This is a genomic window from Caulobacter sp. FV2ye17ST (genome assembly GCF_058680955.1).
In genome coordinates this window covers 3499983-3514064 of record NZ_CM178727.1, presented here as the reverse complement: position 1 = coordinate 3514064, position 14082 = coordinate 3499983, and the positions used below count along the sequence as shown (strand labels likewise).

20 protein-coding genes are annotated in these 14082 nt (G+C 67.0%); 8 read left to right on the top strand and 12 right to left on the bottom strand.

Features of this window, described 5'->3' with window-relative positions; genetic code table 11:
• The first annotated feature begins 21 nt into the window (after positions 1–21).
• A complete protein-coding gene (locus ACW17V_RS16805; RefSeq protein WP_492106199.1) occupies positions 22–597 on the top strand; it encodes a methylated-DNA--[protein]-cysteine S-methyltransferase in 576 nt (191 codons plus the stop codon).
• A 153-nt stretch (positions 598–750) separates the two neighbouring features.
• Here ACW17V_RS16805 and ACW17V_RS16800 read toward each other — a convergent pair whose 3' ends face one another.
• Positions 751–1182: a DUF3617 domain-containing protein gene (locus ACW17V_RS16800; RefSeq protein WP_492106198.1), complete on the bottom strand. Its 432-nt coding sequence runs from the start codon at positions 1180–1182 to the stop codon at positions 751–753.
• Positions 1183–1409: 227 nt separating this feature from the next.
• On the opposite strand from ACW17V_RS16800, the gene rpmB reads away from it, so the two are divergent.
• Positions 1410–1715: a 50S ribosomal protein L28 gene (gene rpmB, locus ACW17V_RS16795; RefSeq protein ID WP_492106197.1), complete on the top strand. Its 306-nt coding sequence runs from the start codon at positions 1410–1412 to the stop codon at positions 1713–1715.
• 166 nt (positions 1716–1881) lie between these two features.
• On the opposite strand, the gene ACW17V_RS16790 is transcribed toward rpmB, so the two are convergent.
• The 4 genes from ACW17V_RS16790 to cobT form a co-directional block, all read right to left on the bottom strand.
• Positions 1882–2181 (bottom strand): hypothetical protein, encoded by a 300-nt coding sequence (locus ACW17V_RS16790; RefSeq protein ID WP_492106196.1) that lies wholly within the window; start codon positions 2179–2181, stop codon positions 1882–1884.
• A 233-nt stretch (positions 2182–2414) separates the two neighbouring features.
• On the bottom strand, positions 2415–2720 hold the full coding sequence (locus ACW17V_RS16785) for a hypothetical protein (protein ID WP_492106195.1): 306 nt from the start codon (positions 2718–2720) through the stop codon (positions 2415–2417).
• Positions 2721–2883: 163 nt separating this feature from the next.
• Positions 2884–3930, bottom strand: a complete 1047-nt coding sequence (locus ACW17V_RS16780) for an esterase-like activity of phytase family protein (RefSeq protein WP_492106194.1) — start codon at positions 3928–3930, stop codon at positions 2884–2886.
• A complete protein-coding gene (gene cobT / locus ACW17V_RS16775) occupies positions 3927–5855 on the bottom strand; it encodes a cobaltochelatase subunit CobT (RefSeq protein ID WP_492106193.1) in 1929 nt (642 codons plus the stop codon). The genes ACW17V_RS16780 and cobT overlap by 4 nt, the downstream gene beginning before the upstream one ends.
• A 105-nt stretch (positions 5856–5960) precedes the next feature.
• Between cobT and ACW17V_RS16770 the strand changes: the two genes are divergently transcribed.
• A complete protein-coding gene (locus ACW17V_RS16770) occupies positions 5961–6137 on the top strand; it encodes a DUF1328 domain-containing protein (protein ID WP_492106192.1) in 177 nt (58 codons plus the stop codon).
• 46 nt (positions 6138–6183) lie between these two features.
• Here the strand turns inward: ACW17V_RS16770 and ACW17V_RS16765 are convergent, their stop codons facing one another.
• The gene (locus ACW17V_RS16765; RefSeq protein WP_492106191.1) at positions 6184–7344 is read right to left on the bottom strand and encodes a DUF3089 domain-containing protein; all 1161 of its coding nucleotides are present in this window, start codon (positions 7342–7344) and stop codon (positions 6184–6186) included.
• Between the two features lie 153 nt (positions 7345–7497).
• Between ACW17V_RS16765 and ACW17V_RS16760 the strand changes: the two genes are divergently transcribed.
• Positions 7498–8385 carry an articulin gene (locus ACW17V_RS16760; protein WP_492106190.1) on the top strand — a complete coding sequence of 296 codons (888 nt, stop codon included), beginning with the start codon at positions 7498–7500 and terminating at the stop codon, positions 8383–8385.
• Here ACW17V_RS16760 and ACW17V_RS16755 read toward each other — a convergent pair.
• From ACW17V_RS16755 to groES, 5 genes are all read right to left on the bottom strand, one after another.
• On the bottom strand, positions 8382–8708 hold the full coding sequence (locus tag ACW17V_RS16755; protein ID WP_492106189.1) for a hypothetical protein: 327 nt from the start codon (positions 8706–8708) through the stop codon (positions 8382–8384). The genes ACW17V_RS16760 and ACW17V_RS16755 overlap by 4 nt on opposite strands.
• Before the next feature lie 37 nt (positions 8709–8745).
• Positions 8746–9219, bottom strand: a complete 474-nt coding sequence (locus ACW17V_RS16750; RefSeq protein WP_492106188.1) for a GyrI-like domain-containing protein — start codon at positions 9217–9219, stop codon at positions 8746–8748.
• 87 nt (positions 9220–9306) lie between these two features.
• The gene (locus ACW17V_RS16745) at positions 9307–9435 is read right to left on the bottom strand and encodes a hypothetical protein (protein WP_492106187.1); all 129 of its coding nucleotides are present in this window, start codon (positions 9433–9435) and stop codon (positions 9307–9309) included.
• A gap of 160 nt (positions 9436–9595) precedes the next feature.
• Positions 9596–11242 (bottom strand): chaperonin GroEL, encoded by a 1647-nt coding sequence (gene groL / locus ACW17V_RS16740; RefSeq protein WP_492106186.1) that lies wholly within the window; start codon positions 11240–11242, stop codon positions 9596–9598.
• A gap of 60 nt (positions 11243–11302) precedes the next feature.
• Complete coding sequence (gene groES / locus ACW17V_RS16735; protein ID WP_010918572.1) at positions 11303–11593, bottom strand: co-chaperone GroES; 291 nt, start codon at positions 11591–11593, stop codon at positions 11303–11305.
• Between the two features lie 195 nt (positions 11594–11788).
• Here groES and ACW17V_RS16730 point away from each other — a divergent pair, with 195 nt between their 5' ends.
• From ACW17V_RS16730 to ACW17V_RS16720, 3 genes are read left to right on the top strand one after another with little or no spacing between them, the layout of a single operon-like run.
• Complete coding sequence (locus tag ACW17V_RS16730; RefSeq protein WP_492106185.1) at positions 11789–12184, top strand: protease inhibitor I42 family protein; 396 nt, start codon at positions 11789–11791, stop codon at positions 12182–12184.
• A complete protein-coding gene (locus ACW17V_RS16725) occupies positions 12181–12579 on the top strand; it encodes a VOC family protein (RefSeq protein ID WP_492106184.1) in 399 nt (132 codons plus the stop codon). Before ACW17V_RS16730 ends, ACW17V_RS16725 begins: the two co-directional genes overlap by 4 nt.
• Positions 12580–12604: 25 nt before the next feature.
• Positions 12605–13030, top strand: a complete 426-nt coding sequence (locus ACW17V_RS16720; protein ID WP_492106183.1) for a DUF4345 family protein — start codon at positions 12605–12607, stop codon at positions 13028–13030.
• On the opposite strand, the gene ACW17V_RS16715 is transcribed toward ACW17V_RS16720, so the two are convergent.
• Positions 13027–13542 (bottom strand): methylated-DNA--[protein]-cysteine S-methyltransferase, encoded by a 516-nt coding sequence (locus ACW17V_RS16715; protein ID WP_492106182.1) that lies wholly within the window; start codon positions 13540–13542, stop codon positions 13027–13029. The genes ACW17V_RS16720 and ACW17V_RS16715 overlap by 4 nt on opposite strands.
• Positions 13543–13675: 133 nt before the next feature.
• Here ACW17V_RS16715 and ACW17V_RS16710 point away from each other — a divergent pair, with 133 nt between their 5' ends.
• Positions 13676–14080 carry an endonuclease domain-containing protein gene (locus ACW17V_RS16710; RefSeq protein ID WP_492106181.1) on the top strand — a complete coding sequence of 135 codons (405 nt, stop codon included), beginning with the start codon at positions 13676–13678 and terminating at the stop codon, positions 14078–14080.
• Positions 14081–14082 lie beyond the last annotated feature (2 nt).

Genomic DNA, 14082 nt, shown 5'->3' with positions numbered 1-14082 from the left:
CCGCGATGCTATAAATGAGGGATGCAGGGGACCGCTTTCGCGCTTTTTGACACCGTTATCGGCCGCTGCGGCGTCGCTTGGGGCGAGTCGGGGCTGATCGGTATGCAACTGCCCGAAGTCACACCCGGGGCGGCCTGGGCGCGCCTGCGCAAGCGTTTCCCCGAAGCGGTCGAGACGCCGCCGTCCCCCGCGATCGAGCGGATCATCGAGCGGGTTCTGGATCTGTTGGCCGGCGGTCGCGACGACCTGACGGACATCGTTCTCGACCAGAGCGGCGTGCAGGGCTTCAACTGGCGGGTCTATGAGATCGCTCGGGCCATCGCGCCCGGCGAGACCTCGACCTATGGCCAGGTGGCCCGAGCCATGGGCGAGCCCGGCGCGGCGCGGGCGGTGGGCAAGGCCCTGGGCGAGAATCCCTGGCCCATCGTCGTGCCCTGCCACCGGGTGCTGGCCGCTTCGGGCGGGATGGGCGGCTTCAGCGCCGAGGGCGGCGCGAACACCAAGGCCCAGCTGCTGACCATAGAGCGGGCGCGGACCAGCCCCGTACCGACCCTGTTCGACCTGGAATTTTCGGTGGCCCCGCCGCGCGGCGGATAGGGCCCACGCTCAAGTTAACGCCGCGAGCGGAACTTGCGAACAGGGGCGAAACGAATCAGGACCGAATCAGCGACGTCGGCCGATTCAGTCTTTGTTCCCTACAACCCATTGTATCTTAATTTGAATTAACCACAAACGGCTTCCCGCGAGCAGCTATTTTGCTTCGGCCGGGCAATTGGGCCCCACGCGCCGTGCGTCCATCACGCCGGCCAGCGGAATCCCGTTGATGGTCTTCAGCTTCACATCCAGCTTGAAGCTCTCGGCGGTGTAGTCGCCCTTGGCGGTCACCGGGGCCACGCGACCCTTCTTGTCGGTCCACGTGCCCTTCAGGGCGATCTTGCCGTTCTGAACCACGCGGGTGTCGTAGTCGCAGGTATATTTGCGGGTGCAGATGCCCTTGGCGAACTGCTCGACATCGGCCTGCTTGAGGCAGCGCGACTCATCGCCGGCCGGGATGGGGCCGATCCGGTAGCTGTACTCCCAGTGGCCGGGGAGAATCGTGGTCGGCGCAGGCTGAGCGGCCAGGCTGAGGCCGGCGGTCATGGCGAGACCTGCGGCGGTCAGGGCGAGGGCGATCAGACGCATGGACGGGTGCTCCTTCATGGGCTCTCTATATAAGGAGCCAGATGAACCTGTCTTGAAGGCGGTCGTGAGGCGATCTTCATCCGGGATCGCGCCGCGAAGCGGGCTTGCCGCCTTGACTCGGCAGGCGCCCTTCGCCTATATCGCCCGCTCTCGCGTGGCGGCTCGTCCACCGCGCCCCGAAATTCATGTATGCGGAGCCTTCGGCTTCGCCCAGCCAAGGTAGTCCCATGTCGCGCCGCTGCGAACTCACCGGTATCGGTCCGATGGTCGGCCACAATGTGAGCCACTCGAACATCAAGACCAAGCGCCGCTTCCTGCCGGCCCTGTCGCCGGCGACGCTGGCCTCGGATTCGCTGGGCCAGACGTTCCGTCTGCGCATCAGCAACGCCGCCCTGCGCACCCTGGACTTCAAGGGCGGCCTGGACGTGTTCCTGCTGGGCGCCAAGGACGAGCAGCTGTCGCCGCGCGCCCTGAAGATCAAGGCTCAGGTCAAGGCCAAGGCCAAGGCCGCCGCCGTGGCCGTCGCCGCCTAAGCGACGATCGCGATCAACTATTGAAAGGCCCGCGAGGAGCGATCCTCGCGGGCCTTTTCGCGTCTGTGCTCAGGCGCGTGTCATGCAAAGCGAAGCCCGGACAAAGCAAAACCCGGCGCGGAGGACCGCGCCGGGTTTGGTACGCTACTGAACAGGTAGGTTTGGCTTAGCGCGAGGTCACCGAGCCCGAGGTCGGGTTGGCGGTGTTGTAGGCGCTCAGGGCCGGGCTGTTGATCTTGGCGACGGCGTCGCTGACCGAGGCGCGGATGCAGGCGGGGTACAGGTAGCCCGAAAGCGCTTCGCCGCGGACGTCCTGCCAGCAGACGGTGCTGGCGGCTTTGACGATGTCGGCGCGGACCTGCTCGGCGGACTTGCCGGCGATCTTGACGCGGAGTTCGGTGGCCGAAACGGGAGCGGCGACGGTCAGGGCGATGGCCGAAACGGCCAGGGCGATGGTGCGGATCATTGTGTTCAGTCCACGAAAGGGGGTTGGGTTCAACCTCCTCCCGACGCGTTCCTCTGACGGGCCGTCCGGTTCTCGCCTGCTTGGCCGTCGATGAAATCCATAGCCGCGCTTAATTGGGTTATCAACGATTATGTTGCGCTGCACCCGAATTTTTTCGCGCCTGCCTCAAAATGAAACGACCCGCGAAGCGGGGGCTTCGCGGGTCGTCCGTTACGCGACTGAAGGCGGTGGGATCAGCGGCTGACCTTCACCAGATAGGCCGAGCGGCCATAGGTCTTGTCATAGGCCGTCAGCTCGGGACGACGCACCTTTTCGACGGCGGTGCGGGTCACTTGACGGACGCAGTAGGGCATCAGGTCGAGGCCAAAGCGCGTATCGCCGAGGTCTTCGCGGCACACGGTTTTGGCGGCTTCCACCAGGTCAGCGTGGACTTGCGGGGTCGACTTGCCGGCGACCTTTACGGTCAGTTCGGCGGCGCTGGCGGCGCCGGCGGAGAAGGTCATCAGGGCCGAGATGGCCAGAACGAGAAGACGGATCATGTTTTTAGTCCCGGAAAGGGGGTTGGGTTCAACCTCCTCCCGACGCGTTCCTCTGACGGTATCTGGGTCTCGCCTCTCAACCGTCGTCCGTCAAAATACATGACAACGTTGTCAGTGCAAGCGCAATACTGCGCTGCAGCATAAAAATGTTACCGGTACCGGATCAGCGTCGACGGACCGGCTTTTTGGCCTTGGGCGGAGCGGGCGGCGGTGGAGGCGGCTGCGTCCAGTCGAACGCCATCAGCAGGGTGCGCTGGCTGGGCAGGCCGCCATCGTCCGAGATCAGGTAAATCCGCGTGGCGCCCGAAGGCGTGCTGCCCAGGGCCAGGCCCTCGTAGTTGTCGCGCGTGATCGCGCCATCCAGGTGCAGGCTGGCGACCTGGGCCTGCTTTGCCGCCGGCGCCATCGGATTGGCCACGAACCGCACGATCCCGCGCCAGCCTCGAATGGGGTCGAAGCCCCGGTGAAGGGTTGCGATGGCGGGGCCGTTGAACGCGGTCATGGCCGTCAGGCCCCAGGTGAAGTCCGGACCCTGCTGCGGGGCCAGCGCCTGGCAGGCGGCCGACAGCTTGCACAGCCAGGTCTCGCCCTCCTCGCCGCCCACCAGATAGGCGTCGGGTCCGGCGGCCGGATAGGCCGCCAGGGCCTCCATGCCCTCGTTATACGGGAAGATGGTGGCCGGCTTGGGCGCGGGGCGCGGCGGGCCGCCGGCAGCCGGATAGAGCCAGATCCGGTGGTCGCGCTCGAAACTGATCAGGCGGTCGCCGTTGGCCAGGATAGCCAGGCCCTCGGCATCGCCCCTGTCCTTGCCCTGCAGGGGCTGGCCGTCGGGACCCTTCAGGCCTTCCAGCTTGCCGTCGCTCAGGCCGATCAGGCGACCGGCGGGGTCCAGCACCAGGCGCGCCTGGAAGAGGTCGCCGTCATCGGTCACCGCCATCAGGCCGCCATCGGCGGCGATGGCCAGGTCCGACAGGCCGTGCAGCCGCGAGGTCTCGCTGCTGGTGATGGCGACGCCGCCGGCAAAGACAAAGCCTTCCACCGTGGTCCTGGCCGGGTTGGACGCATCCAGTGGCACGGGGGTGGTCTGCAGCGCGATTTCGGGACCGGCCTTGACCGGAACCACGGGCAGGGGCGGCGGGGGCTTGCGGCCGCAATGGCTCAGCATGCCGGCGGTCAGAGCCAGCACCAGGCCGATCCGCAGGCCGATCATGCAGGAACCTTGCGAGCCGCCTTGGGCGCCGAGGGCTGGACGGTCTGGAGCGGGGCCAGCAGGCCGCGCGCCTTCTTCATGGCGCGGGGCTCTTCGTCGAACAGCGCGGCCAGTTGCTCGACGAGAACGCCACCCAGCTGTTCCACATCGACGATGGTCACGGCGCGGCGGTAATAGCGCGTCACGTCGTGGCCGATGCCGATGGCGATCAGCTCGACCGGGCTCTTGCCCTCGATCTCGGCGATGACCTGGCGCAAGTGGCGCTCCAGATAGTGACCCGAATTGACGCTGAGGGTGCTGTCATCCACCGGCGCGCCGTCAGAGATCACCATCAGAATGCGGCGGGCTTCGGGCCGGCCGATCAGGCGCTGGTGGGCCCACATCAGGGCTTCGCCGTCGATGTTTTCCTTCAGCAGGCCCTCGCGCATCATCAGGCCCAGGTTCTTGCGGGCCCGGCGCCACGGAGAATCGGCGGCCTTGTAGATGATGTGGCGCAGGTCGTTGAGGCGGCCCGGAGCCGGCGGCTTGCCGGCCTTGACCCACTCGTCGCGCGACGTGCCGCCTTTCCAGGCGCGGGTGGTGAAGCCCAGCACCTCGGTCTTGACGCCGCAGCGTTCCAGCGTGCGCGCCAGGATGTCGGCGCAGACGGCGGCCACCATGATCGGCCGGCCGCGCATCGAGCCGGAATTGTCGATCAGCAGGGTCACGACCGTGTCGCGGAATTCCTGGTCCTCTTCCTGCTTGAACGACAGGGGCGCGGTGGGATCAATGATCACCCGGGTCAGGCGGGCGACGTCCAGCATCCCTTCTTCCAGATCGAAGGTCCAGGCGCGGTTCTGCTGGGCCAGCAGGCGGCGCTGCAGCTTGTTGGCCAGGCGCGAGACGACGCTGGAAAGCGCCGACAGCTGCTGGTCCAGATAGGCCCGCAGCCGGGTCAGCTCCTCGGCGTCGCAGAGGTCCTCGGCCGGGACGATCTCGTCATAGGCGTTGGTGAAGATCTTGTAGGCCGGCTCGCCGGGCTGGGCGGGGCCGCTGTCCGGGCGAGCCGGCTTGGCGCCGTCGCCCATCTCGGGGCTCTCGTCGCTGTCCTCGGGCTCGCCGTCCTGCTCGGACTGAACCATCTCCTCGTCGCCGGCCTCGGTTTCGCGGTCGGACGTATCGGTTTCCTGGGGGGAGGAGCCCTCGGACTGATCGCCCTCGCCCTCGCCCGGATCCTCGTCGGAGGTCTGGTCCTGCTGGTCCTGCTCGCCGTCGTCCTCGTCAGAGCTTTCGGTGGCGTCGGACATTTCCTCGCCCAGATCGAGGTCCCGAAGGATCTCGCGGGTGACGCGGGCGAAGGTGGCCTGATCGTCAATGGCGGCGGCCAGACGGTCCAGATCCTTGCCGGCCTTCATCTCGATGTCGGCGCGCAGGATGTCGACCAGGGCCTTGGCGCCCTCGGGCGGGGCGTCGCCGGTCAGGCGCTCGCGGACCAGCAGACCCAGGATCTCGGCCATGGGGGCCGACTGGCGGTCCATCGCGACATTGCGGGTCAGGCCCTGCTTTTCCAGCCGCGCTTCCAGCGCCGCCGTCAGGTTGCCCCGCACCCCGCCCATGGCGTTTGCGCCGATCGCTTCCAGGCGCGCCTGCTCGATCGACTCGAAGGCCGCCTGACCGTCCGGCGATGAGGGGCGGGCGCGGGCGTGGGCGACGGCGTCATGGTGGGCCAGGCGCAGGGCCATCTGGTCGGCCAGCCCCCGGATCCGCGCGGCTTCCTTGCTGTTCAGATCGCGCGGCGGATGCGGCAGCACCGCCCGCTTGCCCAGCAGCTGCGGACCATCGCCCGAGAACACGACCTCGAGATCCGGCATTTCGGCAAGCGAACGCGCGGCGTGCGCCAGGGCGCGCTTGAAGGGTTCGGTCGGGCTTTCGGGCTTGGACGCCATGACTATCGGTTACCGGCCCCGGGCGGCGAAAACAAGGAACGCTGTGCGCTCTGGCGGGTTGTTTTGTCAGAAGCGCTGCTGGCTTCCCAAACAAGGAAACGCACCATGCTGAAGTGGGCCATCATCCTCGCCATCGTCGCCCTGATCGCCGGGGCCCTGGGCTTCACCGGGATTGCCGGCGCCGCCGCGGGCGTCGCCAAGATCCTGTTCTTCCTGTTCCTGATCGGCTTTGTGCTGGTGCTGCTGCTGGGCGGCGTCATCTTCAAGGGCGCGACCAAATAGATCGAAGCGTCAGGGGGAGTGTCGGCGCTCCCCCATCTTCCTGACTTCAGGGGGCCGCGTAGGCCTTCGACTGCTCGCCGACCAGCGCCACCAGGTCGCCCATCGCCAGGTTCACATCGATCAGATGCAGGCCCCAGTCCTTGAGCGGCTTGCCCATGATCAGGATGTCGCCGGTGATGTCGTCGACGCGCGGATCGGCCGGATCGCCCTCCACATAGACCGACAGATAGGTGAAGGGACCTTCGCTGACGCAGCGGGCCGACAGCAGGCCAGGCGCAGAAACGAATGGCGTCGTGACCGTCAGGTCCTTTGCCCACGGCTTGGGCGTCGCGGCCGACGAGCCCATGGGCTTGGTTCCCAGATAGGCGTGCAGCGGGGCGGTTTCGGTCTGGGCCTTGCCCGCCAGCAGGGCGGCCGGGTTCACACAGGCGGCGCGCTGGCCGGTCTCGTCCGTCCTGCCAAAGCGGCTGGCGGCGGGCGGCGGCGACGAGGCCCGGAACGACACATAGGACACCAGGCAGCCTGTCTGGCTGGCGCTGGCGCAGGTCGGGATCGAGCCGTACTTGCCCGTCGCGTCGACCGGCGTGTTCATGCCCAGGATCAGGGCCGACACCATCTGCTTCTGAACCGGCTTGCCGTCGATCTCTTCCTTCAGCAGCTGCAGCAGCACCCGCGAACCCTGGCTGTGGCCGATCAGGACCACGCCGCGGCCCTTGTTCTCGTGGGTGAGGTAATGGTTCCAGGCGTCGCGCACGTCGCCATAGGCCAGGGCCGCGTCGCCGGCCTGGCCGCCCATCATCACCTTGCGCAGCGCCGCCAGGGTGATCTGGCGATACATCGGCGCGAAGATCCGGCACTGGCTGGCGAAACGGTTCAGTTGCTGCTCGACCACTGAACGCTCGGCCGGGTCGATGACCATGTCGCTGTTGGCGCCCGGATCGGTAGAGACGGTGGGATAGACATAGAAGCAGTCGACCGCCGGGCTGGCGGCCGGCGTGAAGGCCTCGGTGGTCGTCTTGCCGTCGGCGGCGACGATCGTGGCGGTCTGGTCGGTGGCGCAGGCGTCCTCGCGGCCCGGCAGGCACAGCCAGTTGTCAGTCCTGGCGTAGTCGTTCGGCGTCGCGGCGGTTGGGGTCTGGGCGCAGGCGGCGCTTCCCAGCAGCAGGCCGGCGGTCAGGCCCATCGCGGCCAGCATGGTCTTGGACATCGTTTCCCCACTTCGCGCTCAAACGCCTGTTTGTCGGAGCATGGCGAAAAGCGGCGGCCGCGCCAAGGCCCCGTGGTCCTGTTGTTGTGGCCCGGTTGTTGCGGCGCGGCGGAACGCCGTCCCGAAACGGCACGTGTTTTGAGTGCAAGCCCCATGATGACGCCGTTCAGGATCCTTTTGCTCGCAGGCGCGGTGGTCGCCGCGACGAGTATGGCCGCGCCGGCTCTGGCCGATGGCTATCCCGCCGCGCTTCACAAGGCGCCGGTCGCGCGACCCGCTCCCGCCAAGCGTCCCAAACCCAAGACCAGGGTGGTCTATGTCGACCGGATCGTCGAAAAGCCGGTCTATATCGACCGTCCGGTGGATCGCATTGTCGAGAAGATCGTCGAGCGCCGGGTCGAGGTTCCTGTCGTCAAGGTGGTGGAAAAGATCGTCGAAAAGCCGGTCGATCGCCCGGTGGACCGGATCGTCGAGAAGACGGTGTATGTTGATCGTCCTGTAGACCGGGTCGTCGAAAAGCCCGTCTATGTCGACCGCGTGGTCGAGCGGCCGGTCTATGTGGAGCGCGCGTGTGATTGCGGGCCGCGCCATGAGCGCCGGCGCGAGGATCACCGCGCTTCGGACGGCGTGATCATCAGTGACGAAACCTACGAGTCGGAAAGCGCCCGCTACGAGGAGAGCCAGGAAAGCCGCTCCTGGGGCGGCGCGGCCTACTACGGCGGCAACCAGAGCTTCTCCACGCGCTACGGCCCCGGCGGAGGCTGGCTGCCCCAGCCGATCGATCCAGAGCCCTACGTCTATTCCGAGCCGCCCCATATCGGCGGCGGCTATGTGGGGCGTCCGTCCGGCGCACGGGGCGGCGGCTATTATGGCGGCGTGGTCAGCGGATCAGGCGGCGGCTGGGCGGGCGGTTCCGCCAGCGCATCGGCGAGGAGTTCGGCTTCCGCCTCAGCTTCGGCTTCTGCCTCCAGCTCCGTCCGCATCTCGGTAGGCGGTGGCGGACGCTCGGGTTGCGGCGGTTGCGGCGGCAAGCGCTACTAGGACTCGGTCTGCACCGGGAGCCAGCGACGGGGAAACTTGTCGCCCAGCGCCCGGATCTCGCCGGGCTTCAGGCCCAGCTCTCGCATACGGTAGGCGACGATCTCGCGGATGGCCTCGACCGGTTCGACGCCACGGAACGGGCTGGACGCCACCGCGCCGACTTCCAGAGCCAGATCGACAGCCGCCCACTCGGCCCGGGCCCGCTCGGCCTTGCCGACCCCGAAATAGTGCCGGACAGGCGTGCGCTCGCCGGCGATCTCGACCATCACGCCGACAACCCAGCCTTGAACGAGAAGATCGGTGTCTGGGCGCTGGCGGAACATGCCTTGCCTGTATCCGGCGCGGCGGCTGGACGGAAGGTCAATCCGCAAGCGGAAGCCACACCTCGATGTCGCCGTATCCCGTCGCCGGGTCGAAGCCGGAGCCGTAATATTCCAGGAAGCTGGGAAAATCCTTGGCCGGACGACGTCCCGCGCAGGCCGCCGACACCGTCCTGTTCAGCGTCGAGACGTGCCCGGCGTGTGGGAAGACCAGGTAGCGCCCGGCGGGCACGGTCAACTGGCTCAGGCGGGCTGGCGCGGTGTCGCCCGGCGCGAGCGGATAGGCGGTCATGTAGCGAAAACAGCCAGGATCTTCGGTGGGCAGGGCGACGCCGAAGCTGATCGGCTCGCCGCCCTCCGGCGGTGAGGGAATGACAGGCCCGAACGCGGCCCATTGCAGTGGCAGGGCGCGCAACATGTCGCCGTCGGCGAAGGCGTAGTCGCAGATCGTACCGACCAGATGCAGGGCCGGGCGCTGCTCGATGCGGGGCTCAAGGGAGAGACTGGATGTCATGGCGGCGCCTTGATCGGAGGACGTTACGCACAAGGACGCGTGAGCGGGCTCCAATCCGACACCGGGCCGACACTCGGATTGAAAAACCTAGCCGACCAGCTGGAAAGCGGCCTGGCTGATCAGGCCCAGGGTCAGCCACAGGCCCACGGCGAACATCACCAGGCCCGCGCGCGGAATGCGGCGGTGGTTGATGTGGTGAATGCGGCGCATCGGCATGGATCGCCTCCCGTCGGCTTTTGCTCTTCAGACGGAGAAACGCCGGCGCTTACGGATGGATGCATGGCGCCGTTAACTTTCGCGACCGCGTAACGAAAAAGGGCGGGACCTCGCGGTCCCGCCCTTCTCCTGTTGGTTCAGCGGAGGCTGACCGGATTTCTTAGAAGTCCATGTCACCCATGCCGCCCATGCCGCCGCCCGGAGGGCCACCGGCGCCGCCACCCTTCTTGGGGGCTTCGACGATCGCAGCTTCCGTGGTGATCAGCAGGCCGGCCACCGAAGCGGCGTCTTGCAGAGCGGTGCGGACGACCTTGGCCGGGTCGATGACGCCGTCGGCGATCAGGTCGACATACTGCTCGGTCTGGGCGTTGAAGCCGAACGAGGCGCTGGTGCTTTCCAGAACCTTGCCGACCACGATCGAGCCTTCAACGCCGGCGTTTTCGGCGATCTGACGGATCGGAGCCTGCAGGGCGCGACGGATGATCGCGATGCCGGCGGTCTGGTCGGCGTTGTCGCCGGTCAGGCCTTCGAGGGCCTTGGAGGCCTTCAGCAGAGCCGTGCCGCCGCCCGGGACGATGCCTTCATCGGCGGCCGCGCGGGTCGCGTTGAGGGCGTCGTCGACGCGGTCCTTCTTTTCCTTCACTTCGACTTCGGTCGAGCCGCCGACGCGGATCACGGCAACGCCGCCGGCCAGCTTGGCCAGACGTTCTTGCAGCTTTTCCTTGTCGTAGTCCGACGTGGTGTCTTCGATCTGGCGCTTGATCTGGGCGATACGGGCTTCGATCGCTTCCTTCTCACCGATGCCGTCGACGATGGTGGTGTCGTCCTTGGTGATCGAGACCTTCTTGGCCTTGCCGAGCATGTCGAGCGACACGTTTTCCAGCTTGATGCCCAGGTCTTCCGACACGACTTGAGCGCCGGTCAGGATGGCCAGGTCTTCCAGCATGGCCTTGCGGCGATCGCCGAAGCCCGGAGCCTTGACGGCGGCGACGCGCAGGCCGCCACGCAGCTTGTTGACGACCAGGGTCGCCAGGGCTTCGCCCTCGACGTCTTCGGCGATGATCAGCAGGGGACGGCCCGACTGAACGACGGCTTCCAGCACCGGCAGCAGCGGCTGCAGCGAGGAGAGCTTCTTTTCGAACAGCAGGATGAGCGGCTCTTCGAGCTGAACTTCCATCTTGTCGGGGTTGGTGATGAAGTAGGGCGACAGGTAGCCGCGGTCGAACTGCATGCCTTCGACGACGTCGAGTTCAGTCTCGGCGGTCTTGGCTTCTTCGACGGTGATGACGCCTTCGTTGCCGACCTTGTCCATGGCCTTGGCGATCATGTCGCCAACTTCCTTGTCGCCGTTGGCCGAGATGGTGCCGACCTGAGCGATTTCGGTGTTGGTGGTGACCTTCTTCGACGACTTCTTGATCTCGTCGACGACGATGGTGACGGCCTTGTCGATGCCGCGCTTCAGGTCCATCGGGTTCATGCCGGCGGCGACGGACTTGAGGCCTTCCTGCACGATGGCCTGGGCCAGAACGGTGGCGGTGGTGGTGCCGTCGCCGGCCTTGTCGTTGGTCTTCGAAGCGACTTCGCGGATCATCTGCGCGCCGAGGTTCTCGAAGCGGTCAGCCAGTTCGATTTCCTTGGCGACCGAGACGCCGTCCTTGGTCGAGCGCGGGGCGCCGAAGGACTTTTCGATCACGACGTTACGACCCTTGGGGCCGAGGGTCACCTTCACCGCGTTGGCGAGGATGTTGACGCCGCGCAGCATCTTGTCGCGCGCGTCCGAGGAGAAATAAACGTCTTTAGCGGCCATGTGTATGAGCCCTTCTAAAAGAGAGAATGGAGTTGAAAGCTAGATCGGACGGAGGAGGGCTTAGGCCTCGACCACGCCCAGAACGTCGCTTTCCTTCATGATCAGCAGGTCTTGACCATCGACCTTCACTTCCGTGCCCGACCACTTGCCGAACAGGATGCGATCGCCAGCCTTCACGTCCAGAGCGACGACGTCGCCCTTGTCGTTACGGGCGCCGGGGCCGACGGCGACGACTTCGCCTTCTTGCGGCTTTTCCTTGGCGGTGTCGGGGATGATGATCCCGCCCTTGGTCTTGGTTTCTTCTTCGACGCGCTTCACGAGGACGCGGTCGCCCAGGGGACGAAATTTCATAGGATGTTCTCCGTCGGGACGGTTAGAATTAGGGATCGCCAGCGAGGGAAGCACTGCTGTTAGCAGTCGCCCCCGGTGAGTGCCAGCGCCGGGCAGGAGGTAGTGCCGGGGGATGGCGGAGTCAAGGATCGCGCCCTCCGATTGTGGGGCGCCAATCGCCCCGCGCCGTCTCGGCGGCCAGCTAGGACAGGCTTGATGAAACGTTTGGTATCCTCGGCCCTGGCGGCCAGTCTGGGCCTGATCCTCATGGCCGGTTGCGCCAGCGCCCCGCTCCCGCCGCCCGGTCCCCTGACGGTTTCGGACGCTGGACTGGTCGTGCTGGCTCCGGGGCAGGCGCTGCGGATCGAGCTGCCGCTGAACGCCGGCACGGGCTATTCCTGGCGACTGGATCGGGAGGCGGACGCCACGGTTCTGAGTGGCGGCTCCAGCCAGACCACCGACGCCGCCCTGCCGGGCGGCGCGATCACGACGATCTTCACCTATCAGGCCACGGCGCGGGGCGTGACCGAGCTGTCCTTCACGCTCAAGCAGCCGTGGATCCCCGACAAGGCCGGCGACACCCGACGGGTCTTCAGGGTGCTGGTGAAATGATCGACCATATCACCCTGGGCGTCGCCGATTTCGATCGCTCGACGGCCTTCTATGACAAGGCTCTGGCGCCGCTGGGCCTCTCGCGGCTCTACACCGTGCCGCCGGAGTTCACCGGCGGGGTGCAGTCCACCGGCTATGGCGACACCCGGCCGTTCTTCTGGATCGCCGGCCAGGACGCGGCGCGGGGCAAGGTGCATGTGGCGTTTCGGGCCCAGACCCCGGCCGAGGTCGACGCCTTCCATGCGGCGGCCCTGGCGGCGGGCGGGCGAGACAACGGTCCGCCCGGACTTCGCCCTCATTACCATCCAGACTATTACGGCGCTTTCGTTCTGGACCCGGACGGGTTCAACATCGAGGCCGTCTGTCATGGCGCCGCGCCCGCGGCGCCCGCCTGAACCGACCTCAAGGAGCGCTCCGCGCATGTCGAGCTATGCCCTGTCCCTGCTGCTGGCCGTGATCGCCTGCGTGATCGGTGGCGCGCTGGGCGGCATCGCCCTGGCCAGACCGGCCCAGGTGCTTGGCATGGCGGGCCTCGCCGAGGGTGAGGCGGCGCCGACCCCGCTGCTGGCGGAAGGGCGGGCGTTCGGCGGCCTGCTGGTGCTGTCGCATGCCGGGGCGGCCCTCTATCTGGGCTATCAGCCGGGCATCGGCGCGGCGATGGCCTTCGCCCTGGCCCTGGCCTGGTTCGGCGCCGCCCTGGGCCGCGCCGCCTCGCTGCTGATTGATCAGGCCGGCGGCCGGTTCAATCTGGGCAACCTCGTCTTCGAGGTGCTGATCGGGATCACCCTGGCGCTGCCGTTTCTCAATCCCGGTCGCCTCGTCCTGCGCGGCGGCATGATCGTTTAGGGGCGCGCGCCCTCGTGCCTTAGCAACCACGCCTTGCGCTCAAGGCCGCCGCCATAGCCGGTGAGCGCGCCTGTCGCGCCGACCAGCCGGTGGCAGGGCACAAGGATGGCGATCGGGTTGGCGCCGTTGGCCGCGCCGACGGCCCGGGTGGCCGCGGGCTTTCCGAGCCGCGCGGCGAGGGCGGCGTAGGTCGAGGTCTGGCCCGCCGGCACGTCGAGCAGGGCGGTCCAGACCGCGCGCTGGAAGGTCGTCCCGCCCGTGGCCCAGGCGATGGCGGACAGGGCGTCCAGCTGACCGTCGAAATAGGCGCCCAGAGACTGGCGCACACTGGCCGGCGCCCCGCCACCTTCCGGAGACAGATCGCCATAGTGCAGGCGCAGAAGTCGCGTCATGCGCGGAATGTAGTCGTGAAAATCCAGAGCGCGCACGGCGCCGGCCTCGTCGGTGACCAGCAGGATCTCGCCGAGGGGCGAGGGGAGGCGGTCCAGGCTAAGGCGTGACGGGCGCGTCATGGCGCGGTTATCCGCGATCGTGAAGCTGCAGTCCGCCCGAATTTTGCGATCATTGTTCACTTTTTGTTCGGAGCGCGATAACTTCTCCCTTCCCCCTTGATGGGGGAAGGGGCGGGGATGGGGGTGGTGCGGCATGTCCGACAAGCCAAGGCCAAGTCACGCACCCGGTGCGATCCGCCGGGCGCGTAGGCTTCGCCGAGACATGACAGTCAGCGAGAGGAGGCTATGGGAAGCTTTGCGGGCCTTGAACCTGCACATCCGCAGACAAACGCCGATCGGCCGCTATGTCGCCGACTTCGCGCATCATGGCGCCAAGCTGGTCATAGAAGTGGATGGCGGTCGGCATGACCTGCCCGAGGCGCAATTGCACGACACCGAGCGCGATACGTGGCTCACCGCGCAGGGTTACAGAGTCATGCGGGTGCGGGACCGCGAAGCTTATGAGTATCCGTACGACATCGCTGAGCGTGTCGCGGCTGAGATTCAGCGGTCACCCCCATCCCAACCCTTCCCCCATCAAGGGGGAAGGGCTTCTTAGGG